This window comes from Maritimibacter alkaliphilus HTCC2654, assembly GCF_000152805.1.
GTDB lineage: Bacteria > Pseudomonadota > Alphaproteobacteria > Rhodobacterales > Rhodobacteraceae > Maritimibacter > Maritimibacter alkaliphilus.
Genome location: NZ_CH902578.1, coordinates 3,269,752 through 3,293,332, shown reverse-complemented (window position 1 = coordinate 3,293,332; position 23,581 = coordinate 3,269,752). Strand labels below are relative to the sequence as shown.

Genomic DNA, 23,581 nt, shown 5'->3' with positions numbered 1-23,581 from the left:
CCGGGATTGGGCGTGCGCCGGGACACCGGCACACCGATCAACGCCCTTCGGGCGACGAGACGTGGCGGCCGGGTCGGACCCGGCCGCCGGTTTCGCGGTTACTGCGCGAAGCTCGCTTCGCGGGCTTCGTTCGCGTCCGTCCACAACCCCTTCTCTTGGAAGAAGGCGATGGCGGCCGGGTGATACGGCACCGTGTTGCTTGCGTTGCCCATCGCATCCTGCGCACCGCCACGCAGCGGCGGATAATCCTCGCGCAGTTGCGGGAAGGCATCGTAGAGCGCTGTGAGGATGGCGGTCGCCTCCTCATCCGAAAGCGCCGCGCTGGTCGTCAGGAAGATGTCGTAGGCCGACACCACGACCGGCTCGGTGATCTCGGGCATGGCCGGGTTCGGACCGACCTCGAGCGGGTAGACGCCCGGCAGAGTCTCATCGAAAAAGGCTTCCGTCGCGGTCTCGCCCGTCAGGCTAAGATAGCGGATGCCACCGGGGATCGCCGCGTTGGCCTGCTGCGTCAGCGGAATGCCGATGGCCGCCGCGGTCGCATCGACCGAGCCTTCGACGAGCGCGTCGAGCCCGGCTTTCAGACCGGACACCTCGACCGGTTCGACATCGTCGCGCGTCAGGCCCGCGGCCTGAATCGTCGCGAGGTTCACGGCGGTCACACCCGTCAGCGCGGTCATGTCGATCACCGTGCGTTTGCCCGCAAGGTCGCTGACCTCGGTCATCCCATCGTTGGCACGGGTGATGAAGGCCTGCCGGAGCGGCCAAAGACGGGCCAGAACGCGCAGGTCCGTCAGCGCCTCGCCCGAGGTTTCGCCGGAATACCAGCCGCCGGCATCGATGGCGGAGTTCAACCCGACCGTCACTTCGCCCGCCGAGATCAGCGGCAGATAGACCGACGAGCCGGTGAACGGCTGCACCGTCACCTGCCGCCCCATCGCATCCTGAAGCGCGGCCGCGATCCCGCTGCCGATCGTGTAGTAGAGCGAGCCCTGCGGGTTGGTCCCGATGGTGACGCGACCCTGTGCGGCCGCATCATCCGCTGCAAAACCCATTGAAGCGACAAGTGCCACCGAGGCGGCAAGTCCTTTGATCTTCGAAATCATGTGTTCCTCCCTGCACGCCGTCGTCTTTTCTTCGGTGCGACCGACGTGTGATGACAGGCTAAACCGGGATACTTGATAAGATAATCGAATTTTTCTAATTTATTCATGAACTAAATTGATGTATCTGATGTCCGTCTCACGCCTCACCCTGAAACAGCTTCGCGCGATCCAGCAGGTCTATCGCACCGGCCAGATTTCGGCTGCGGCAGAGGCGCTCAACATCACGCAATCGGCCACCAGCGTTCTGATCCGGCAGGCCGAGACGGTCCTTGGTGCCACGCTGTTCGAGCGCACGACGCGCTCGTTGGCCCCGTCGGCGGCGGGCGAAAGCGTGATCGGTCTGGTCGAACGCATCCTCGGCGACCTATCGACGCTGGAAGAAACCATTCGCGGACTGCGCGACCTCGAACGCGGCCGCATCCGCTTGACCGCGACCCCCGCGACCGGGCTTACGCTTCTGCCCGAAACGGTGCGGCGGTTCCGGGCCGCCTATCCCGCCGTCAGCCTGATCCTCGACGACTGCGCGCCCGATCAATTCTATTCCAACATCATCGAGCAACGGGCCGATTTCGGGATCGGGACCGAGCCCGAGGACAAGTCCGCGCTCGACTGGCAAAGCCTCAATTCCGATCCGCTGTGCATCATCTGCGCCGTCGACCACCCGTTCGCCGAACGCGATTGCGTCGGATGGCGCGAATTGAAGGACCAACCGCTCATCCTGTCGCGCCGCGACTACGGGGTGCGGGGCATGGTCGAAACGACGCTGGCCAAGCTCAACATTCGGGCGCGCGTGGTCGCCGAGGTGGGCTTTCTGGGCAGCGCGGCCTGGATGTCGGCCTGCGGCATCGGCTTCGCCATCCTGCCCGGCCGGCTCGCCCGCGCGCAACCCGCCCCCGGCATTCGCAGCGTCCCGCTGGTCGACCCGGTCGTGGCCCGCGACGCCGGCCTCGTGAAGCGCCGCCGCCATACGCTATCGCATAGTGCCGAGCGGTTCATCGAGATGCTTGCGGAAGACCTTCAGGAGTAGGGTCTTGCCGGGGGGCCGGGACGGTGGTTTCCGGCGCTCCAGCCGATCTGCACGGCCAGGACTGGCAGGGCACCGCTTTTGGGTGGACCTCACCCTCACCCGGCGCGTTTACCTGCCGCCCCGGCTGGCGAATACCGCGCGTCGGACGCCGCGCGCGGCTGGTCGAGTGAGGCCGCGAAATCCGTTAGCTGGTCCTTGAGCACGTCCCGACGCAAGCGGTAGTTGAACCACCGTCCGTCCCGCCGTACGTCGATTAGCCCGGCTTGCGAGAGGATTTTGACGTGGTAGGAGATCGTCGACTTCGCGATCGGCAATTCCGCTTCCAGCGTCGTGCAGGCGAGGTCGTCGACCGCCGCCATCATCTCGACCATCCTGAGGCGCAGGGGATGCCCAAGCGCCTCGAAGAGGTCCAGCGTGCGGTTGTCCGGGGCCGTCATCGCGTCACCACGACAGGACGACCCGGCCCCGGATTTTCTGGTCGAGCAGGTCTTGCGCCAAGCCGTCGACCGCGTCGAATTTCTCGCGCACCAGCATCGGGTCGAAGCGTTTCACCACCTCCGGCGTGAACCGGCCCCAGGCCCGCGCGCGCTTTTCGGGCGGCGCATAGACGGAATCGACGCCGAGCAGCGCGACCGCCCGCAGGATAAAGGGTGCGACCGAAGTGGGCAGGTTCATCGACTGAGCCAACCCGCAGGCCGCGACCGCACCGCCGTACTGCATGCCCGAAATGACATTGGCGAGGATTTCGCCACCCGCCACGTCGATGGCCGAGGCCCATTGTTCTTTCCCCAGCGGACGTGGCTTTTCCTCGAACGGCGCGCGGTCGACCACTTCCGAGGCGCCGAGGCCCATCAGGTAGTCCTTTTCCGAGGACCGGCCCGAAACCGCCTTCACGTCGAACCCGGCGGTTGCGGCAAGGGCGACGGCATAGCCGCCCACGCCGCCCGACGCGCCGGTGATGACCATCGGCCCGCCGTCCGGGCGCACGCCATGATCCTCGAGCGCGTCGAGGCAAAGCGCGGCCGTGAGGCCCGCGGTCCCGATGGCGGCGGCATGTTCGTTCGACATCGACGACGGGATCGCGATCAGCCAGTCGGCGGGCACCGCCAGCTTTTCAGCATATCCGCCCCAGCGGGTTTCGCCCATGCCATGTCCGGTGATGACCACGTCCGTGCCCGGCGCCATGCGGCCCGAGGGATCGTGCTCGACCACGCCAGCCACGTCGATGCCCGGCACCATTGGAAAGCTTCGGAAAATGGGCGAGGTGCCGGTCAGCGCCAGCCCGTCCTTGTAGTTGATCGCGGAATGCGTGACGCGGATCAGCGCCTCGCCATCACCCGGCACGACCTCGTCGATCTCGGCCCAGCCGCCGCGCGTTTCCTTGTCGTTCTGAACCCATGCACGCATGATGCACCTCCCGTCGTCAGTTCGAAAATTTTCGAATTGACGCTAGGCGCGCGCGGCGTGGCCGTCAAGCGAAGTGGATCAGGCAGGCAGCGGGATGTTCACGGTCACGTCGTCGTCGATGCCCAGCGTCGCCATCACCACGCCGCCTTCGACGAACTGATAGATGTCGAGCGTGTTGCCCTGCCCGTCTGCCACGCCGCTCTGAACCGCCTGCCAGGCGCCGGGCCCATCGGGCAGAAGCGTGATGACATCGCCCGTCTCGCCGAGGATCGTGGCGCTCTCGCCCAATGCCGCGTTCAACAGAAGCTCGAGGTCGGTATCCGCAGTCGAGGACAGGTTGATAACGTCCGTCACGTCGAGGAACAGCGTATCGGCAAGCCCGTTCGACAGGCTTATGGCCTCGATGTCGGACCCCGAAAGCGTCTCGATCAGGTCCGAGGCGGCCCCGGTCGCGAGTTCCAGAAGGTCCCTCCCCGCGCCGCCGTCGAACACGTCGGTCCCGCCGAAACCGATAAGGATGTCGTCCCCGGCGCCACCGGACAGCACGTCATCCTCGTCGCTGCCCAGCAGGAGGTCGGACTTGTCGGTGCCCGTGAGGGTCTGCGCCGCGTCCTTCTTCGCGATCCGTTCGAACGAATTGATCGTCACCTGATCGTCCGTGGTTCCGAGGTCACCGTCCAGATCGAATGTCGCGAATGCGGAGAACAGGTTCTCTTCCCCCAGAAGCACTCCGATCCCGGCGATCTCGGCCAACGGCAGGTCGAAGTTCAGCCCGTCGGACGTCAGGGCCGGGCTGGTTTCGTCGGCAATGCCGAGATGTTCGACACCGTCTGCCACCAGTGAAATCGACAGCCCGACGAGTTTTGCGGCGAACAGGGGGGACTGTTGTATCGCGGCGAGCAGAGCGCCCGGCTCCGAAACCGCCGTCGGTTCATCGTCGCTGTCGACCCGCGCAAGCTGGGTCGTGTTGTATCCAGATCCTATACCGAAAGCCTGAATGTCGACGTCATAGGGCGCGTTCTCGATGTTCTGAAGCGACGTTTCCCACGGCGAGTTCGAGGTGGGCTGCCCATCGGTGACGAAGTAGAGAATGTTCGTAGCATTCGCCGCGTCCGATTCCGATGCGTCGAAAAAGCCTTTCGCCGCATCGAGCGCGTCATCCCATTGCGTGCCGCCTCCGGTAAAGCCAAGCGTCGTGATCGCGTCGATGAGTGCGACCTTGTCTTCCACGAGGTCGAAGGTCTGGTTGTAGCTGACGTCCGAGGCATAGCGGATGAACTGGACGTTCACGGTCGTCTCGGACCCGGCGAACTGATCGGACAAAGCCGACAGCGCGTTTCCGACCGCCGCTCGCATGTGGTTCCAACCCGTCGACCCGACCGACCCCGACGCATCCAGCGCGAAGGACAGGTTGATCGTGTTGGACTGAACCTCGCTCACGCCGATCCTGAGGTTCCCGGCCGGAGCATCGCCCACCGGCTCTTCCGACAGGGCGAGCGAGACGGACTGCCCGCCGGACACCGGAAAATTCTCCTGCGCGACTTCCAGCGTTACGGTGGCAAGGTCGCTCCCCCCATTGCCGTCCGAGACCTGCATGACGAATTGGTCGAACCCGGTGTAGCCCTCGTCCGGCGTATAGATGTAGCCCCCTTCCCCATCCAGCTCGACCGTGCCGTGGTCCGGCGCTTCGGCCAGCGTGTAGGTCAACGTATCGCCCTCGGTATCGGTCGCCACGACCGCGCCCGCGGTGGCGGTATCGACATCGACCTCGAGCACGCTGTCCTGCGCCTTGGGCGCATCGTTCACCGCGTCCACCGTGACGGTGACTTCAGCCGTGTCCGTGTTCCCGTTCCCGTCGCTGACCGTGTAGGTGAAGGTATCGTTCCCGTTGTAATCGGGGTCCGGCGTATAGGTCAGGCCGCCTTCCAGATCGGGTGCGACCGAACCGTGCGCCCCTTGGGAATAGGCCGAAATGAACACCTCGTCGCCGTCCGGATCGGTGCCCGCGAACGACGGATAGACGGTGACGCCCACATCCTCATCCGTGCTGACGGCGGCGTCGACGGCCTCCGGTCCGTCTTCCACCGGGGTCACGGTGACGCTGACCGTCTGCGTGTCGGTGCCGCCCTGTCCGTCGCTCACCGTGTAGGTGAAGCTGTCCGTGCCGTTGAAATCCGCTTCGGGTGTGAAGACCAGTCCGCCCTCTTCGTCCGTGTCCACGCTGCCGTGAGTGCCTTGCGTGAAGCCGCTGATCGACACCGGGTCGCCATCCACGTCGGTCCCGGCAAACGCCGGATAGACCACGCCCGAACCGTCCTCGGCCACCGTCAGGCTCTCCGGCGTAGCGATGGGGTCGTCGTTGACGGGTGTGACCGTGACGGTCACCGTCTGCGTGTCCGTCCCGCCCTGCCCGTCGCTCACCGTGTAGGTGAAGCTGTCGCTTCCGTTAAAATCCGCGTCGGGAGTGTAGACCAGACCGCCCTCTTCGTCCGTGTCCACGCTGCCGTGCGCGCCTTGCGTGAAGCCGCTGATCGACACCGGGTCGCCGTCCACGTCGGTCCCGTCGAAGGCGGGGTAGACCACGCCCGAGCCGTCCTCTGCCACCGTCAGACTCTCCGGCGTCGCGACGGGGTTGTCGTTGACGGGAGTCACCGTGACGCTGACCGTCGCGATGTCTGTCGCGCCTGTGCCGTCGCTGACCGTGTAGGTGAAACTGTCGGTGCCGTGGGCGTTTTCGGCAGGGGTGTAGAGAAACCCGCCTTCGCCATCGTCCACGACCGTCCCGAATGACCCTTGGGTGAACGCGATGATCGAAACCGGGTCGCCGTCGGCATCTGCCGTCGCGAACGCGGGTAGGATCTGGACCGGCGTATCCTCAGCCGTTTCGCTTGCCTGATCTTCGGCAACGGGCGCGTCGCCGACGGGTGTGACCGTGACGGTGAGCGTCGCCGTATCCGTGTTCCCGTGCCCGTCCGACACGGTGTATTCGATGGTTTCCGATCCGTTGAAATCGGCGGGCGGAGCGAAGCTGATGTCGCCATCCTCCCCCGCCGTCCACGGGCCTTCGACGTCCAGCACGGACCAGTCGATGACACTCAGCGTGTCGCCGTCGGCATCACTGTCGTTGGCGAGCACGTTGACGGTCACCGGACCGGCGTCCTCCGCGAGGGTCAGCGCATCGTCCGCCGCGACGGGTGCATCCTGCGCCGAGGTCACGGTGAAGGTCACGGTGCCGCTGTCGGTACCGCCGTTCCCGTCCGACACCGTGTAGGTGAAGCTGTCGGTCCCGTTGAAGTCCGGCTCCGGCGTGTAACTGTAGCTGCCGTCCTGACCGATCGTGAGCGTCCCGTGCTTGGGCCGCGTATTGATGATGACCGACAGGTCGTCGTCGTCCGTATCGCTGTCGTTCGCGAGCACGTTCCCGGTCACCGGGCCGTCCTCGACCGTCGATCTGGCATCGTTCCGGGCCTCGGGGGCCGTGTTCTGCGGTGCCTCGTCGCCCCCCGTCTGGGTCGTGGGCGGCGGCGGGCTGGGCGCGCCGCCCGTGGTGCCGCCGGAGGTGCCGGGCGGCGGCGGTGGCGTGTTGTCCGGGTCGCTCTGGTTGCCTTGCGTCCCGGTGTCGTCGCCGATGTTTGGGCCGTTCGACCCGGACCCGGCGTTCGAGACGAGTTCTACGAAGGTGCCGCCGGCATCGACCCGCTCGAAGGCAAGCGCATAGGCGCGGGCGGCGTCGAGGAGGAGCGTCTGGTCGTCGGCCAGGTCCTCCGCCGTCCGCACGACCTCGCGCGTTTCGCCTTCGACGGGCGACACGATCCACTTGGTGTCGGTCGAGTCGATGGTCGCGATCAGGTTGCCGTCCAGATCACGCAGTTCGAACGCGCCCTGACCGCCATCCGGGTCGGTGTTGAGCGACACTTCGACGGTCGAGATACCGTCCAGCGTGGTGATCTCGACCAGCACGGTCGTGCCCCGGATTCCCATGGTGGCGGTCGGCGTGGTAACGTCCATGCCGCCCGTCTTGGCCACCTCGCCCGCGATAAAGACGAACCCGCCCTCGATCAGCGAAAAGGCCCCGCTGTTCCCGTCCTGTGACTCGGCGTCGTAGACGAGCGAGTCGATGACCATGCGGCTGTCGGCAGCGAGGGTGAAGATCGTCCCGTCGGCGAAGGTGACCGACAGCTTGCCGCCCTCGGTGATGAGCACGTCGTTCTGGTAGATCTTGGAACCTACGTCCAGTTGCACGCGCGTTCCGTCGGCGCGTTCAGCGAAGGCCACGCCGTCCAGCGCCTCGACCTGACCGATGGGATCGGTGCTGGCGGCGCCTCCGACCTGCGCATACTGGCCGGGCATGATCGGCCCCGCGAGCCGCGCAGCCAGATCGCCGCGCAGGACCGCGCCGTTCCCGGTCACGAGATCGAGGGGCGTCTCTTGCAGGAAATAATCGACGAGCCGGAGATCGGGTTGCCCGGGCGAGGCGAGGACGAGGTCATAGCCCTCGCGGCTGAAATCGGCGGTAAAGATCGGGCGGTCATCGACGACGACCGGGTCGGCACTCGTCACGTGTTGAACGGCCGATGGCGCGGCCCCGGAGCCGGTCGAGAAGTCGAGCTGGCGCATAATGTCCCGTGCCTAAGAAATGTAGCTTCACAAAATTGCCATCTTTTCTTACCCGATTCGAAAGAAAATTGCATCTTGGGTGTCGAATGGTTTCGCGGATGCGCCTTGCGCGCGCCATCGGCGGGGCATTGTTTCGATTGAGGATTGACCCACGGCCCCCGCGCCCGTTTGCTTGGCGGGACAACAGGCAGGGGCGGTATGGGCGCAGGGAGTATCTGGACACGGTTCGCAAGCGGGGTGCGCCGGTTCACGTCGTCAAGGGCCCTTGGCCTCGGCCTCGTGTGCCTGCTTCTGGCGCTGCGGATCGCGGACCCGTCCCCGGTTCAGGCCCTCAGGTTCGGGGCTTTCGACCTGTTCCAGCAGATCAAACCGCGTGAGTTTACGCGCCAGCCGGTCGCCATCGTGGATCTGGACGACGCCAGCATCGAAGCCTTGGGGCAATGGCCGTGGCCACGGGATCGTCTTGCCGATCTCGTCGACGCGATCACGGCGGATGGGGCGGCGGCCATCGCCTTCGACGTCATCTTTTCCGAACCCGATCGCCTGTCGCCCGCCCGACTTGCCGAGCGCCCTGGTATGCCGGACGCCTTGCGCGACGAACTGGTCGATCTGCCGGACAACGATCGGCTCTTCGCCGAAGCCATCGCCCGATCCCGCGTCGTGGCGGGCCAGACCAGCGTGCGCCTTGCCGGCGACCGTGGCGATGCCTCCCCGATCCGCGAGGTGCCGCACGCGATCCTCGGCGACGACCCGACGCCGTTCCTCCAGAAATACCCCCGTCTCTTGCAGAACCTGCCGGTGATAGAAGACGCGGCGCTGGGGCATGGGGTGTTTTCCACGCGTCCGGACCCCGACGGCATCTATCGGCGCGCCCCGCTCGTCCTGATGGTTCAGGACAGCCTACGGCTCGGTCTGGCGCCCGAACTCCTGCGCGCCGCGACCGGGGGCGACGCCTTTGCCGTGCGCACCAATGCCGCCGGGATCGAGGGCGTGGTGGTCGCCCGGCAGTTGGTGCCGACGGCGGCGGACGGTTCGGTCTGGCCCTATCTCACACCGTCGAACGATGCGCGCTACGTCTCGGCCGCCGATGTGCTGACCGGACACATGCCGCAGGGGCGGCTCGCCGGGCACCTCGTTTTCGTCGGCACCTCCGCCATCGGACTGGAAGACTTCCGCCCGACCCCGCTGGGCGTTTCGATGGCGGGTGTGGAGATCCACGCCCAGATCCTCGAAAATATCCTCGCCGGGACGATGCTGGAGCGACCCAATACCACCATCGCGGTGGAACTGGTCATCACCGCGCTTCTCGGGCTGGTGATCGTGACCCTCGTGCCCGCGTTCCGGGCGAGCTTCGTCATGATCCTCGCCGTCGTCGTCATGGCCGGATATGCGGGCGCGTCATGGTACGCCTTCGACGCGCGGCGCCTGCTGCTCGACCCGACCTTCCCGATCATCACCGCGGTCCTGACACTGATCCTGATGGCCAGCCTGAATTATCTGCGCGAGGAACGGATGCGGCGACAGATCAGGTCGGCTTTCGGTCAGTATGTGTCGCCCGATCTTGTCGACCAGTTGTCCGAAAACCCCGACGCGCTGACGCTGGGCGGCGAGCGCAAGGAGTTGACGCTGCTCTTTTCCGACGTGCGCGGCTTCACCACCATCGCGGAAAGCTACCGCACCGACCCGGTGGGCCTGACCCACCTGATGAACCGCTTCCTCACCGCCCTGTCCAACGCGATCCTCGACGAAAAGGGCACCATCGACAAATTCATGGGCGACGCCGTCATGGCGTTCTGGAACGCCCCGCTCGACATCCCCGACCACCCGCATGCCGCCTGTCGCGCTGCGCTGGCGATGTATGACCGGGTGCAGGAAATCAACCGCGAGCGGATCGCGGAAGAGGGTGAAGACGTGCTGCTCATCGACGTGGGCATCGGCATGTCGACCGGACCCTGCACCGTGGGCAACATGGGTAGCGACACGCGCTTCGACTACACCGCGCTCGGTGACACGGTGAACCTCGCCTCCCGGCTCGAAGGGCTGTCCAAGACCTATGGTCTGGGGATCATCATCTCCGAAAGCGTTCACGACGGGGTGGGCCCCAATTTCGCGATGCTCGAAATCGACATGGTGCGGGTCAAGGGCAAGACCATGCCGGTGACGATCTTCGGATTACTGGGCGGACCTGACCTGTTGTCCCATCCCGATTGGCCGCGCGTGGCGAAAGCGAACCACCGGATGCGCGTCGCCTATGCGACGCAGGATTGGGATGCCTGCGACGCAGCGCTGACGGCGCTGACCGATGCGGGGCAATCGGCGGGGCTGGCTCTAGACGGGTATATCGAATTGTATCGCGGGCGCGTGGCGGCGTTTCGCGGCACGCCCCCACCCGGCGACTGGGACGAGGTCTTTGTCGCCACCTCGAAATAGCGGCCCTGCCGGTTACCGCTCGCGCAGCGCCTCTTCCCGGACACGCAGGAACGGGTTCAACAGGTAATCCAGCACCGTCTTGCGCCCGGTCTGGATATCCACCTGGGCCACCATGCCGGGGCTGATCTGGTTTCCGCCAAGATCCGTGCTGTCGGTGCGCACGGCGACCTGAAAGAACGCGTTGCCGTCCTCGTCGGTCAGGGTGTCCGCGCCGATCCGTTCGACGGTGCCCGACAGCGAACCGTAGACCACGTAGTCGAAGGCGGTGATCTTGACCGAGGCCGGGTCACCGGGCCGAAGGAAAGCCACGTCCTGCGGACTGATGCGCGCTTCGATCAGCAGGTGGTCGTCGACCGGCACGATCTCGACCAGCGGATCACCGGGGCCGACGACCGCACCGATGGTGGTGACGTTGAGCGTGTTCACGACCCCGCGCACGGGGGCGCGCAGCGTGGTGCGCGTCACGCGGTCTTCGGCGGCCCGCAGGGTTTCGCGCAGAACGGACAGTTCGCCCTGCACCCGCGCCAGCCGTTCGCGCGCGGTCAGAACATAGGCACGGCGCGCCGTTTCGAGCTGGGCTTCGGCCTCGGCAATAGCGGCGTCGAGCCGGGGCATCCGCGCGCGGCTCACGGCAAGGTCGCCCTCGAGCTCGGCAAGCCGGGTTTCCAGCCGCAACAATTCGATCTGCGTGACCGCGCCCGTTTCCACGTATTGCCGGGTCAGGCGCACCTCTTCAGCCAGGGGTGCGATCTGCCCCTCCAGCTTGGCGATCATCGCGCGCGCCTCTTCGATTTCGGCGCGCCTTTGGGTCAGCTGATCCTCAAGAACCTGCAATTCCGACGAAAGCTGCGACCGGCGGGAGGCGAACACCTCCTGCTCCGCCGCGACGGCCTCGGGCGCCCGCGCGGCGAGAGCTTCGGGAAAGGCAAGCGCCTCGCCCCCCTCGGCTTCGGTGCGGACCCGGATGAGTTCCGCCATCAGCGTCGCTTCCTGTTCCAGAAGTTCGCCGCGCTGCGCCCCGGCGGCGGTGTCGTCGATCCGCAGGAGAGGCGCGTTCCGATCGACCGTCGCGCCCTCGTCGATTAGAATTTCCCGCACGATGCCCCCCTCGAGGCTCTGGATCACTTGCACCTGTTGGCTCGGCACCACGCGACCGACGCCGCGCGTGACCTCTTCGATCTCGAACACGGCGGCCCACCAGATGAACCCGGCGATCCCCGCGACCAGAACCGTCAGCAAAAGCGCCCCGCGCCGCCCCTCGCCCTGTGGCCCCGCTCCGGCGGCATTCACGAAGTCCTCGTCGATGGTCGGACCGAACATCAGGTTGCCTCCCCCTGCCGGGTCAGCGCGGCCTGTTTGAGCGTGCCGAGCACCTGCTGGCTGGACCCGTCAAGCACCTTGCGGCCCTTGTCCATGACGATCATGCGGCCTGCGAGCGCAGCGAGGCCGGGGCGGTGCGTGCACAGGATCAGCGCGGCGCCATCTTCGCGCAGGCCCGACAGACGCTCGGTCACCTGCGTTTCCATGTCCCGGTCCATCGCGTTCGTCGGCTCGTCGAGGAAAAGGATGCGCGGGCGGCGCAGGATAAGGCGCGCAAGCGACAGGCCCTGAAGCTGCCCCCCCGACAGGTTGCCGCCCCGCTCACCGATAAAGGTGTTCAGGCCGTTGGGGAGTGTCGCGACAAAGCCGTCCATGCCGGACAGCGACAGGGCACGCGCGATCTCGTCCGACGTGGCGCGCGGCGCGCCGATGGTGAGGTTTTCGGCCAGCGTTCCCGTGAACAACTCCGGCTCCTGCGGGAGGTAACCGACACCGCGGCGCAGTTCTGCCGGGTCGTATTGCGCGATGTTCTGACCGTCGATCAGGATCGTGCCCTGCTGAGCCGCCAGAAGCCCGCTCATCAGCTTGCCGAGCGTGGATTTCCCCGATCCCACCCGCCCGACGAGCGCGACGATTTCCCCCGGCTCGATGTCGAGCGTCACGTCGTTGACGGCGGCCACGGTGCTGCCGGGATAGGTGAAGGTCAGGCCCTTCGTCTCGACCCGGCCCGTGCCGACGACCAGCGGACTGGTGATCGTGTCGCGGCGCTCCGGTTTCACCGCCATCAGGTCGGAGAGCGAGGCCATCGCCCGCCGGGCGTGCTGGGCGCGAAACACGGTCTGGGCGATCGCGCCCAAGGGGGCCAGCGCCCGACCCGACAGGATATTGGCGGCGATCAGCGCGCCGATGGAGATGCGCCCGTCCGCGATCAGGAACACGCCCCAGGTGATGATCCCGATGCTCACGCCTTGCTGGATGACCATGGTGCCGTTGGCCGCAAAGTTGGACCAGAACCGCGAACGTCCCGAGACGCGGGCCGAGGCGGCGGTGGCCGCATCCCATTCGCGCTGCATCACGGGTTCGGCGTTCAGGGATTTGACGGTCTCCAACCCTGCGAGCGCCTCGATCAGCACCTTCTGGCGGCGGTTCGCAGCGGCCTGCGCCTTGGCCACGGCGCTGCCCATCGGGATCTGTGCGGCGAAGGCGAGGACCAGCATGATCGGGATCGCGATCAACGGGACGAGCGCGAGCGGCCCGACGATCAGCCAGAGCACCGCGATGAAAATGCCGATGAACACTAGGTCGATGGCGGCGACGAGGCTTTGGGAGCCGAAGAACTCCCGCACCATTTCGAAATCGCGCAGGAAGGTGGCGGTGCCCAATGCACCGCCGGGCATATCGGCGGGCCTGAGACCAAGCGCATGGCGAAAGAGCGTGGCCGAGATGCCGACGTCCAGCCGACGCCCGATCCGTTCGAGCACGGCCGCCCGCACCGACCGAAGCGCGAAGTCGAGCGCAACGGCAAGGCCGACGCCCAGCGCCAGCGTGGTCAGCGTGACGAAGGCAAGGTTCGGGATCACGCGGTCGTAGACGTTCATCACGAAGATCGGCATGGCGAGGCCCAGGAGGTTGATCGCGAGCGCCGCGATCACGATCTGCACCCAAGCCCAGCGGTTGTCGCGCATCGGACGCCAGAACCAGTGGCCGTCCGGGGGTCCGACGGCGTCGTCGCGCTGCTCATCGGTCGTGACCAGCATGGCCATGCGCCGGGCGCGGTGGCGCAATTCGCGGGGGCTGACTTCGCTCTCCAGCCCGTCTTTCGCGGGTTCCACGATGGTCAGCCGGTTGCCGCGCGCGGCGGTGACGACGAAGGGCGTGCCCTCGAAGTCGAACAGGATCGCGGGAAACGCCGCCGGGTCCAGCCGATCCGGGCGGCGCGTGACCATACGGGCGCGTAGGCCCGCCGACGCCAGCGCGCGCGACAGCACTTCGGGTCGGCGCGTGTCTTCGCCCCCCGGCAGACGCGCGCGGGCGGCGTCGTCCGTCCAGGGGCGGTTGTGGTGATCGGCAAGCCATGCGGCGGTCCGGAGTCCGGCGTCGGACCCGTTCCCGGTTGTCGCCGCAGGTGACTGGTTCATTTCAGCGCCGGGATGTCCGTCGAAAAGACCGAGAACGGTCCGGCCTCGACCGCGCGGCGTTCAAATCCCGGCGCCAGCGCCATGTTGGACGCACGCACGCCGAAATGGCTGGCCAGACGACTTTCGACGGCGAGCATCTGATACTGGTTGAAGGCGTATGAGGCTTCGGCGCTCACATCTTCGAAGCGGGCGTTGAACCACGCGGCCTCGGCGTCCAGCACTTCGATCAGGCTGCGGGTGCCGGCCTGAAACTGCGTGAAATACTGATCCGCCGTCCGGCGCGTCGCGGAAAGCTGGCGGTCGATCAGCACCGTGCGTTCGATGTTGGCGGAATAGGCGTTCCACGTGGTCGCGGCCAGTTCGCGCACGTCGAGCACCACGGCATCCCGCGCGGCCTGCGCCTGCACGGTGCGCATGATCGCGGCGGATCGCTGCGCCTTGCGCCCGCCCGAGAAGATCTCCCACTCCACACCGACGGCGGCATAGGCATCGACCGAGCGGCCCGGCACGCCGTTCTGATTGAGGCCCGCGTTCACCCCAGTGCGCGCGGCGACCTGCGGCAAGGTGCCGGACCGGACGATCTCTTCGTCGTAGCGGCTTTGCCGGATCGCGGTCTCGGCGGCCTTGACCTGAAAGCTCTGGGCCACGGCCTGACGCAGAAAGGCCTCTTTCGTCAGCGGCAGGTTGCGCACCCACTGCATCGACATCGGCCCCTCGGGCTTGTGGCCCACGACCGCCTCGTACCGATCCTCGGCATCGCGAAGGGCCTGTTGCACCTGCACGCCGACCAGACGCGCGGCGGCGATACGTTGATCGACCTCGAACCGTTCGGAGGCAGGCAACCGGCCCCCGTCGACGAGGTCCATGACCTGATTGCCGATGTCCTGATGCTTGACGAGGTTCTGGCGCGTGACGGCGGCGAGGTTGCGATGGCGCAGCACGTCGATATAGGCCTCGACCGCCGACAGGGCGAGCGTTTCCGACGCATCGAGCAGGCGGAAGATCGACTCGTCCACCCGCGCCGTGTCGCGATAGACCGCATTGGCCCGGCGGAACCCGTCGAAGATGACGTATTTCGCTTCGACATTCGCGCGTGCGCCGGCCGTCACCCGGTTGTTGTTGGCGGGCGCCAGACGCGCGGGGTCGTTGTAGTAATAGGCCCCCGCCTCGGCCGTCGCGGTCACCGTGGGCAGAAAATCGCGTTCGCGGGCCAACAGGTCGAGAGTCGTCGCCTGCACGTCCGCATTGCGCACGCGGGCCGTCGGGTTTTCGGTCACAGCGGCCTGAACGGCAGACTTCAGGCTTTCGGCTTGGACCGGGACGCCCAGCGCGAGCGATAGCCCGAGTGCTGCGGCCCACTGTCCGGCGTGGCGGATCATCCCTGTCTCCCCTCGCCGCACGGGCAGACTTCCATGCGGCAGAATCTCAAACTTGCAAATACTCGTGAAAGAATATGGATTTGCCCGTTGGGTGCAAACCTGCTTTCGACTCCCGGTCAGGCCCGCCCCGTCTGTGTCAGCCAAACCACAAGAGCGCGGCGACGACTCCGACGAGCGTCACCTGATGGCAGAACTGGTCTATGCCGTGAAACACCCAGTATTCGCGCTTCTTCGGGTCCGGCTTGCGCACCCGCGTGATCCGGTCCTTGGCGAAGTCGATGTGATAGTGGATCGCGAATTCCAGAAGGCCGAGGATCAGGATCGGCCACAGCGCGAAGCCGGTCACGACCAGCACGATCACGGTCAACAGCGCATGAAGGCCCGCATGCGCCAACCCGCCGGGATGGCCGTAATTGCCCTTGTTCGCGATCATCCAGCCGTTCTGCCAGACATAGTCCGCCAGCAGATGCTTGAACTGCAAGAGCAGCAGGATGAGCAGAACGAAAGCCGGTGTCATGATGCCCTTTGCCCCAGTATCTTGTTCGTGCGGTCGAGTTTTTCCGCCAGCCCCGCCGCCATGGCCTTGTGCCAATGGGCCGCCAGTGTCGGAGCCGTGTCCTGCAACTCCCGCACCTTTTTCTCGCTCAGACGGTAAACGACCGAATCCGCGTCGGCAATGACATCGGCCGTGCGCGGGATGCCCGCATAGGCCGCGATCTCGCCCACAATGGCGCCGGGCCTTTGTTTCAGAACCCGGATGCTGTGGCCGTCCGAGGTGCGGATCGACACTGAAAGCGCCCCGCTTTCCAACAGGTAGACATCGCCCGACGTCTCGCCCTGCGTGACGATCCGCGTGCCTGCGGCAACCACCTCGCGCTCCATCTGGGCGAACAGGCGCTCCGCCGCCCCGGCGTCGCCCAGCAACGAGACGAGCGACGACAAAGCGTCATCCTGCGCGTCGGCGGGCTTCATCCGGGCGATCAGCGCATCCTCGGCCGCCTCGAGCGCCATATCGGTGGTCTTGGCGAACGACAGGTTGCTGTCGGGGCCGATCACGCCGCTGCGCGTCACCTCGCGCACCGTGTCGGCGTTCAGTTCCGCCAGAACGACCTTCACGCCACGGCTCTGGGCAAGGATGTCCAGCTTTTCGAGCGCGGCCATGGAGGAGGCATCCATACGGCTCACCCGGCTGCAATCGAGGATCACGGTCGTCAGATCCCCCTGACTGTCCAGCAGGTCGCGGACACGGGAAATCAGCCGTTCGATGGAGCCGAAGAACAGGAACCCCTGCAAGGCGACGACCCCGACCGCGTGGCCGTGTTTCTTGAGATACTTCGCCTGTTTGCGCCCGCGATCCACGGTGGAGCGCGTCACGGTCAGGTCGGACACGGCGCGCACGACCGGAAGACGGGCATAGGAGATCACGAAGATCACCGACGCCGCGGTCAGGCCCAGAACGACGGCGGCGGGCATCCCGATCGTGACCGAAGCGAGGACGATCGCCCCGGCCAGCAGCCACTCGGCAAGCGAGTGCTGGGCGCGCGTGCCCAGCCACCAACGGTTGAAGATCGACACGCCGAAAAAGACCAGCAGCCCGGCGGTCAGGAAGGGCGGCACGAAAGCGAGGATCGGACGCGCGAACACCATGCCGAGGGCGAGGACCGCAATGGTGACGGCACCCGTCACGCGCCCCTGCCCGCCCAGAAGAAGCGCGGCGGTGGTGTTTGACGAACTGAGGAAATTCACCGTGCTTCCAAGCAGGCCCGTTGCGATGTTGATCGCACCCTCGCGTTTGAGCTCGCGCACGGTGTTCATGTCGCGACGCAGGACCAGTTCGACCCCGGTGATGTTGAGCATCGCGGAAAACAGGCTGACGATGACGGCGGCGACGATGACGGGCGCGGCGTCGAGAATGAGGTCGAAGCGCACAGCGCGGATCATGTCGGCGTGCAGGTCGAGCGGCACGCGGGACGGGTCGATGGCGGGCAGCAGCCCGACGCCCCGCGCCTCGCCGATGCCGATGCCCAGCACGCTCAACGCGATGTAGAACCCCGCGAGCACAGTGAACAGCGCCCCCACCAGCCCGTAGTTCGGCCATATACGGATCGCGAGGAAGAAGATCGCGGCGGTCACGAGCGTGAGCGCGACGAGCCATGCCTCGGCGGGCGAGATCGGCCCGGTCACGCCCGACATGCAAAGGTCGGGGGGGCAGACCATGCGCAGCGCCGACACGATCAGAAGCGCCCCGGTCGCGGCCAGATAGCCGGACGAAACCGGGAACGGGATCAGCTGGACATACCGGCTCCACCCCATCGTCGCGATCACGAGCATGGCGATCCCGGCGAGAACGGCGGTCACCCCGAGAAGGGCGAACACCGTGACGATCCGCGCCTCGTCTGGCATGTCGAACGCGCCGACCATCACGACCGCGGGCAGCAGGATCGCGACGGTGGTGTTCTGCACGTTCGAGAACGCGGGCCCGACGAAGTAACGGTTGAGCAGGAGCGTTCCGGTCCCGACGATCCCGCTCAGAAGAAACAGGACGATGGAAAGCGGCGCACCAGCCACCAGACTGCCGGTGAACACGAGGCTCGCCAGCGCGACGCAACGGCCCAGATTGTCGAAACCCATGACGACACCGGCGAGTGCGCGTCTTGGTAGCGGCACCCTGCCTTGAACGTCAGTCGACATGGTCCGGGGTTCTGGCCGGCGCAGACAGCTTGCGGTTCGCTTCGATCAGCTTTTCCTTGGTCGAGCGTGCCAGATGAACGGACAGGCTCGACGCGAAATCCGCATCGCTTTCGGCCAGAGACCGCAGCGTGGTGCCGGAGACGGTGAAGATGCGCGACGGCTCGGCGACCGTGACCGTGGCCGAGGCGGGCGCCGCTTCCATCACGTTCATCTCGCCCACGAAACCGCGCTTGATCTCGGCAATCTCGGCCCCGCCCGATTTCACCGCTGCCGACCCGTGCAGCATGAAGTGCAGATGCGTCACACATTCGCCCTCGGCCGTCAGGATCGTGCCCGGCTCGGCATTCACCCAGACACCCCGATTGAGCAGATTGCGCGCGGTCGGCTTCGACATCCGGGGCAGCCCGTAGGCGATGAGCGTCTGCTCTTCTTCGGAAAAGTTGAGCCGGGAGTTCTGAAGGTAGATACGCACGATGCCGAAGACCGAAATCGCCGCCCAGCCGATCTGAAGCGCCGCCGCCGGCCAGTTGAAGGCGTCCGCGAGACCGGCGAGGACCAGAAGGCTCGCGACCAGATTCAAAGCCGGATAGACGTAGCCATTTCCGCGAATGGCCCCGAAGGCGAGCATGGCATAGGCGCCGACGTAGAGCACGACACCCAGAAATCCTGCAAGCGCCAAAGGGGTGAGTGTGTCAAACGCGATCATCGCAAACGTGCCTAACGTGATTTTCGGGCGAACCAAAGTCTATTTGTCTCATCCCCCTGTTTTATCGTGCCTTTCCCGGTCGGCAAGATTCGTCTGGCCCTGGAAGTCGATTTCGCCCGCACCCCTACTATGTGCGCGACGCTAATCGCGGCTGCATCTGCGCGGTTTGCGGGCGGTGCGTCCCGCAGGCGTTCATCGTGTTTTTCGCTCCCAGAGGGATGCGCCGTCGTATGACGAGGCCGCCCCGGGAAAGGTCGGGAACAGCGCACAATCTCGCTTCGCGCCTCTTCACCCTGACGGACGAGCCGCGCCGGAACAGACCTTACTTCAGCACGATCACATTGCGCTTGGCGCTGCCCGACTTGGTGCTCGCGATCGCCTCGTTGATCTGGTCGAGCGAAAAGCGGTTCGAGATCAACTCGTCCAGTTTCAGCCGCCCCTGCTCATACAGATCGACCATCCACGGGATGTCGCGGCGGATCACGGTGTCGCCCATCATCGTGCCCTGAATGCCCTGGCTGGCGTTGCCCATGCCGAGCGGCGAATACTTCGCCTTCTCGGTCGCGTGCGGCAGCCCGACCATGATGACCTCGCCGCCCGGGGCGAGGTAGCGGGGCGCAACATCATAGACCGGCGCGACACCCACGGTGACGAAGACCGCGTCCGCCCCACGTCCGCCCGTCAATTTTTTGACCGCAGACCACGGCTTTTCCTCGGTGCCGAGAACGCCATGTGTCGCGCCGAACTCCTTGGCCATGGCGAGCTTGTCTTCGGTCATGTCGACCGCGATGATCCGCGCCGCCCCTGCGATCCGGGCGCCCTGAATGGCGTTGAGGCCCACGCCGCCCGCGCCGATCACCACCACGTTCTGTCCGGGACGCACCTTGGCCACGTTGACCACCGACCCCAGCCCGGTGATGACCCCGCAGGCCAGAAGGGCTGCGCTGTCCATCGGCACGCTGTCGGGGATCTTGGCGGCCTGCGAAGCCAGAACGACGACCTTTTCCGCGAACGCCCCGGTTTCCAGCCCCTGATAGATCGGATCGCCCGAAGCCGTCTTGAGCGGCCCTTCGGTCAACGAGTTATACGGCGTTTCGCAGGTCACAGGTCGCGCGGTCTGGCACGATGGGCAATGGCCGCAGGCGCGGATGAGCGTGACGACGACCGTGTCGCCCTCGGCCAAACCGCGCACGTTCGCCCCGACCCGTGTGACCTTCCCCGATGCTTCGTGCCCGTAGACGGCTGGAACCGGACCGCCGAACCCGCCTTCGGCAAAGGAAATGTCGGACTGGCAGATCGCGACCGCGTGAACCTCGACCTCGATCTCGTCGGCTTCGGGGGGACGGATGGTGATCTCCTCGATCACGAGCGGCTTGCCGTGCTCGTGGCAGACCGCGGCCTTGATGGTGTCCATGATGCCCTCCCGAAAATGAAACGCCGTTTCGCAAATGCTTTTGATCCGGTTCGCCCGGCAAGGCAAGTGCGAACTGACTTACGTGGCGTTCGCGATCCGGTCGAGGATGTCGGCCAACGGTCCGGGGGCCGAAAAGAACGGGGAATGCCCGGTGGCGAGGTCGAAGGTCTCGTCCGCGCTGAACCCGGCCGCCATCTGTTTCTGATGGGCGAGCGGTATGGCGCGATCCTCGGTGCAGAAGATATAGCGCCGCGGCACGGTATCAGAGGCCCCGGTCAGAGTGGCGGGCACGGTCTGGGTCGAAAGCGGCTGCCAGCCGATATGCGCCATCGCGTAGTCATAAGTGCCCTCGGGACAGTCGCCGTAGAGCGCGCGGGTCAGGAATTCCGGCTTGAACCGAAAGCTCTTCTTGTCGGGCGCCATGTCGAACGCGCCTTTCATCGGCTGCTCGGGCGCCTCGCCCAGCATATCGACAAGGCTCTTGCCCGGCTGCGGCACATAGGCGGTCAGAAAGACGAGGCCCGCCACGTTGGTCGGATCGCGTTCGGCGGCCTGCGTGATCGCGTAGCCGCCCGCCGAATGGCCGACGAGGATGGTCGGACCGTCGAGCGCGGCGAGGATCTTGTCGGCATACGCATCCAGCGTGACCTCAGCGATGGGGGTTTTGTCAGCACCATGCGACGGCAGGTCGAGCGCGGTGGCCGTGTGCCCACGCGCCTCGAGTTCCGGCACCACGTCGCGCCAGCACCAAGCCCCGTGGTTCGAGCCATGAACAAGCAGAAAATGCGCCATCAGATATGTCCTATCTCGGTGAGGAATGTGGTGAGCACCCGGGCGTATTCGTCCGGGTTGTCGACGCAGGGCAGATGCCCGGACCCGCGGATGAGGTGGAACTTGGACCCTGCGACCAGTTCGGTCGTCTCGCGCACCAGATCGGGCGGCGTCGACCCGTCCTCGGACCCGGCGATCCCGAGTGTCGGCAGTTTGAGCCGCGCGGTGGACTCGTAAAGATCGCTTTCGCCGATGGCGGCGGCGCAGCCCGCGTAACCTTCCACCGGCTGGCGCACCATCATGTTGCGGAAAGCCTCGACCGTATCCGGGTCGCTGTCGCGGAACTTCCGGCCGAACCACCGCTCCATCGTCGCGTCCGCCAGCGCCTCGACCCCGTCTCGACGGACCGTCGCCACCCGCTCTTCCCACATTGCCGTGGTGCCGATCTTGGCGGCCGTGTTCGACAGCACCATCGCGCGGATCAGGTCGAGCCGTTCGGCCGCCAGCCCCTGCGCGATGAAACCGCCGATGGACAGGCCCACGACCACCACGTCGCGCACCTTCAGATGGTCGAGCAGTCGCGCGGCATCCTGGACGAGGTCACCCATGAAATAGGGACCGTCCGGCGCCGTCGTCAGCCCGTGACCCCGCTTGTCGTATCGGATCAGGCGCAGATGGTCCGGCAGCCGCGCGACCACCCGATCCCAAAGCCGGAAATCCGTGCCCAGCGAATTGGCGAACAACACGGTCGGGCCGTCCTTGGGCCCCCTGTCGTCATAGTGGACACGGATATCCGCGAGCCTTGCGATCTGCATGAATCCTCCTCGCTCCGAACGTCGCGGCCCGGCACGGAAATTGAAAGGTCACGCCCCGTCGGGGCCGGGACAAGGGACTAGCGGAGCACGCGCTTTCGCGCCATCGCGCGGGCGTAGAACCACAACAGAAGCGCCACGATAATGATCGCAGCCGTGAATGCCATGGACCCCGGCCCCATCATGTCGACCAGCGCGTTGCCCATGCTGGTGAGCGAGTGGAGCGTATTGCCCAACAGCCCGATCAGCGACAGGACGAAGGCCAGTTGCGCGAAGCCTGACCGCAGAAGCAAGAGGATCGACCCGATCACAGCGCCCCAGACGCCCAGCGCCCAGAAGATCTCGGCCCAGAGCGGGAAGTCGGAATACCAAGCGCGCTGTTCCTCGGTCATCATGCCCATGTAGCTGTCCGCCGCGAAATGGGCCATCACCCAGTCATAGGCGCCGCCCGCGTTCCACAAAAGCGACAGCACGCCCACGACCCACAAATGCCACGGTGCTTTCATCGGATATCCCTCCCCGTTTTGTCACGATCCTTGCTGGTGGACTGCGCCCGGTCAAGCGGCCTAGTCTCGCCCCATGACGATCCTCATCCTCACAGGCGCAGGCATTTCGGCGGAAAGCGGTCTTGGCACGTTTCGCGACAAGGACGGGCTCTGGACGAAATACGACCTGAACGAAGTCGCGACGCCCGAAGGGTTCGCGCGCAATCCGAAACACGTCCAGACGTTCTACAACGCGCGCCGCGCCAACTGCCGGGGGGCCACGCCGAATGCGGCGCATGTCGCGCTCGGCCAGCTCGTCTCGGCGCGCGAAGACGTCATCCTCGTCACCCAGAACGTCGACGACCTGCATGAGCGCGGCGGCGCGACCGGGGTGATCCACATGCACGGCGAATTGGCGCGCGCCCTGTGTGCGGCCTGCGACCATCGGTGGGACGCGCCGGACGAGATGTCGGTCGACGATCCCTGCCCCGCCTGCGGGACCAAGGCGACGCGGCCCGACGTGGTCTGGTTCGGTGAGATGCCCTACCACATGGAACGGATCTACGACGCGATGGCAGAGGTGGACCTGTTCGTCGCCATCGGCACATCGGGCAACGTCTATCCGGCGGCGGGGTTCGTCACCGAGGCGAAACAGAACGGCGCCGAGACGCTCGAACTCAATCTCGAACCCACGGACGCGCGCGGCCTGTTCGACGCCGGGCGCTATGGCCCGGCATCGCAGGTGGTGCCCCTGTGGGTGGACGAGGTGCTGGGGCGCTAGTTCGACCCCATGGACCCGTGGTTCATGCCGCCCATGTTCGGCTGCCGCTCGAGATCGACGGGAATGTCCACCTCGATCTCTCCGGCTTTCTCGAACACGAGGGTGACCGTGACGGTGGCGTCCTGTTCCATCGGTGCTTTCAGCCCCATGAACATGACGTGGTCGCTGCCGCGCTGAAGCACGTGGCTGGACCCGGCCGCGACCGGGAAACCGTCTTCCACCTGCCGCATCTGCATGACCCCGCCCTCACCCTCGATATGCGTGTGAAGCTCGACCTTGGCGGCGATGTCCGAACGCGCGCCGATCAGGCGGTCGTCCACGTCGCCGGTGTTCTCGATGACGAAGAACGCGGCCCCCGCCATGGCAGAGGCGCCGGCGGCACGGGCATAGGCGTCGGTGATGGTGATCTCGCTGCCGGCCATGGCGGGCAGAGCGAAGGTGGCGGCGGTCAGCGCGCCAATAAGGATGCGTTTCATTGCTGTCTCCTGAAAGGGTGT

General features: G+C 66.0%; 18 protein-coding genes. 3 read left to right on the top strand and 15 right to left on the bottom strand.

Features of this window, described 5'->3' with window-relative positions; all coding sequences use genetic code 11:
• Positions 1 to 98 precede the first annotated feature (98 nt).
• Positions 99 to 1,106, bottom strand: coding sequence for a TAXI family TRAP transporter solute-binding subunit (locus tag RB2654_RS17095; RefSeq protein WP_040885167.1), 1,008 nt, complete (start codon positions 1,104 to 1,106; stop codon positions 99 to 101).
• A gap of 127 nt (positions 1,107 to 1,233) precedes the next feature.
• Here RB2654_RS17095 and RB2654_RS17090 point away from each other — a divergent pair, with 127 nt between their 5' ends.
• Complete coding sequence (locus RB2654_RS17090) at positions 1,234 to 2,133, top strand: LysR family transcriptional regulator (protein ID WP_040885796.1); 900 nt, start codon at positions 1,234 to 1,236, stop codon at positions 2,131 to 2,133.
• 95 nt (positions 2,134 to 2,228) lie between these two features.
• Here the strand turns inward: RB2654_RS17090 and RB2654_RS17085 are convergent, their stop codons facing one another.
• The 3 genes from RB2654_RS17085 to RB2654_RS22560 form a co-directional block, all read right to left on the bottom strand.
• Positions 2,229 to 2,570: an ArsR/SmtB family transcription factor gene (locus tag RB2654_RS17085; RefSeq protein ID WP_008334164.1), complete on the bottom strand. Its 342-nt coding sequence runs from the start codon at positions 2,568 to 2,570 to the stop codon at positions 2,229 to 2,231.
• Between the two features lie 4 nt (positions 2,571 to 2,574).
• On the bottom strand, positions 2,575 to 3,540 hold the full coding sequence (locus tag RB2654_RS17080) for an MDR family oxidoreductase (protein ID WP_008334163.1): 966 nt from the start codon (positions 3,538 to 3,540) through the stop codon (positions 2,575 to 2,577).
• Between the two features lie 78 nt (positions 3,541 to 3,618).
• Positions 3,619 to 8,157 carry an Ig-like domain-containing protein gene (locus RB2654_RS22560; protein WP_008334162.1) on the bottom strand — a complete coding sequence of 1,513 codons (4,539 nt, stop codon included), beginning with the start codon at positions 8,155 to 8,157 and terminating at the stop codon, positions 3,619 to 3,621.
• A gap of 198 nt (positions 8,158 to 8,355) precedes the next feature.
• Here RB2654_RS22560 and RB2654_RS17070 point away from each other — a divergent pair, with 198 nt between their 5' ends.
• Positions 8,356 to 10,587 (top strand): CHASE2 domain-containing protein, encoded by a 2,232-nt coding sequence (locus RB2654_RS17070; protein WP_008334161.1) that lies wholly within the window; start codon positions 8,356 to 8,358, stop codon positions 10,585 to 10,587.
• Between the two features lie 12 nt (positions 10,588 to 10,599).
• Here the strand turns inward: RB2654_RS17070 and RB2654_RS17065 are convergent, their stop codons facing one another.
• The 10 genes from RB2654_RS17065 to RB2654_RS17020 form a co-directional block, all read right to left on the bottom strand.
• Positions 10,600 to 11,907: an HlyD family type I secretion periplasmic adaptor subunit gene (locus tag RB2654_RS17065; RefSeq protein WP_008334160.1), complete on the bottom strand. Its 1,308-nt coding sequence runs from the start codon at positions 11,905 to 11,907 to the stop codon at positions 10,600 to 10,602.
• The gene (locus RB2654_RS17060; protein ID WP_008334159.1) at positions 11,907 to 14,045 is read right to left on the bottom strand and encodes a type I secretion system permease/ATPase; all 2,139 of its coding nucleotides are present in this window, start codon (positions 14,043 to 14,045) and stop codon (positions 11,907 to 11,909) included. Before RB2654_RS17060 ends, RB2654_RS17065 begins: the two co-directional genes overlap by 1 nt.
• Positions 14,042 to 15,424: a TolC family protein gene (locus tag RB2654_RS17055; RefSeq protein ID WP_008334158.1), complete on the bottom strand. Its 1,383-nt coding sequence runs from the start codon at positions 15,422 to 15,424 to the stop codon at positions 14,042 to 14,044. Before RB2654_RS17055 ends, RB2654_RS17060 begins: the two co-directional genes overlap by 4 nt.
• A gap of 136 nt (positions 15,425 to 15,560) precedes the next feature.
• Positions 15,561 to 15,941, bottom strand: a complete 381-nt coding sequence (locus RB2654_RS17050) for a DUF3307 domain-containing protein (protein WP_008334156.1) — start codon at positions 15,939 to 15,941, stop codon at positions 15,561 to 15,563.
• Complete coding sequence (locus RB2654_RS17045; protein WP_083783419.1) at positions 15,938 to 18,115, bottom strand: cyclic nucleotide-binding domain-containing protein; 2,178 nt, start codon at positions 18,113 to 18,115, stop codon at positions 15,938 to 15,940. The genes RB2654_RS17050 and RB2654_RS17045 overlap by 4 nt, the downstream gene beginning before the upstream one ends.
• Positions 18,105 to 18,821, bottom strand: coding sequence for a Crp/Fnr family transcriptional regulator (locus RB2654_RS22555; protein ID WP_008334154.1), 717 nt, complete (start codon positions 18,819 to 18,821; stop codon positions 18,105 to 18,107). The genes RB2654_RS17045 and RB2654_RS22555 overlap by 11 nt, the downstream gene beginning before the upstream one ends.
• 322 nt (positions 18,822 to 19,143) lie before the next feature.
• A complete protein-coding gene (locus RB2654_RS17035; protein ID WP_008334153.1) occupies positions 19,144 to 20,235 on the bottom strand; it encodes a Zn-dependent alcohol dehydrogenase in 1,092 nt (363 codons plus the stop codon).
• Between the two features lie 78 nt (positions 20,236 to 20,313).
• On the bottom strand, positions 20,314 to 21,027 hold the full coding sequence (locus RB2654_RS17030) for an alpha/beta fold hydrolase (RefSeq protein WP_008334152.1): 714 nt from the start codon (positions 21,025 to 21,027) through the stop codon (positions 20,314 to 20,316).
• Positions 21,027 to 21,821, bottom strand: coding sequence for a 3-oxoadipate enol-lactonase (gene pcaD / locus RB2654_RS17025; RefSeq protein ID WP_008334151.1), 795 nt, complete (start codon positions 21,819 to 21,821; stop codon positions 21,027 to 21,029). Before pcaD ends, RB2654_RS17030 begins: the two co-directional genes overlap by 1 nt.
• 77 nt (positions 21,822 to 21,898) lie before the next feature.
• Positions 21,899 to 22,324: a hypothetical protein gene (locus RB2654_RS17020; protein WP_008334150.1), complete on the bottom strand. Its 426-nt coding sequence runs from the start codon at positions 22,322 to 22,324 to the stop codon at positions 21,899 to 21,901.
• A gap of 73 nt (positions 22,325 to 22,397) precedes the next feature.
• Between RB2654_RS17020 and RB2654_RS17015 the strand changes: the two genes are divergently transcribed.
• On the top strand, positions 22,398 to 23,084 hold the full coding sequence (locus tag RB2654_RS17015; protein WP_008334149.1) for an NAD-dependent deacylase: 687 nt from the start codon (positions 22,398 to 22,400) through the stop codon (positions 23,082 to 23,084).
• Here the strand turns inward: RB2654_RS17015 and RB2654_RS17010 are convergent.
• Positions 23,081 to 23,560, bottom strand: coding sequence for a copper chaperone PCu(A)C (locus RB2654_RS17010; RefSeq protein WP_008334146.1), 480 nt, complete (start codon positions 23,558 to 23,560; stop codon positions 23,081 to 23,083). The two genes, RB2654_RS17015 and RB2654_RS17010, sit on opposite strands and share 4 nt — an antisense overlap.
• Between the last annotated feature and the right edge of the window lie 21 nt (positions 23,561 to 23,581).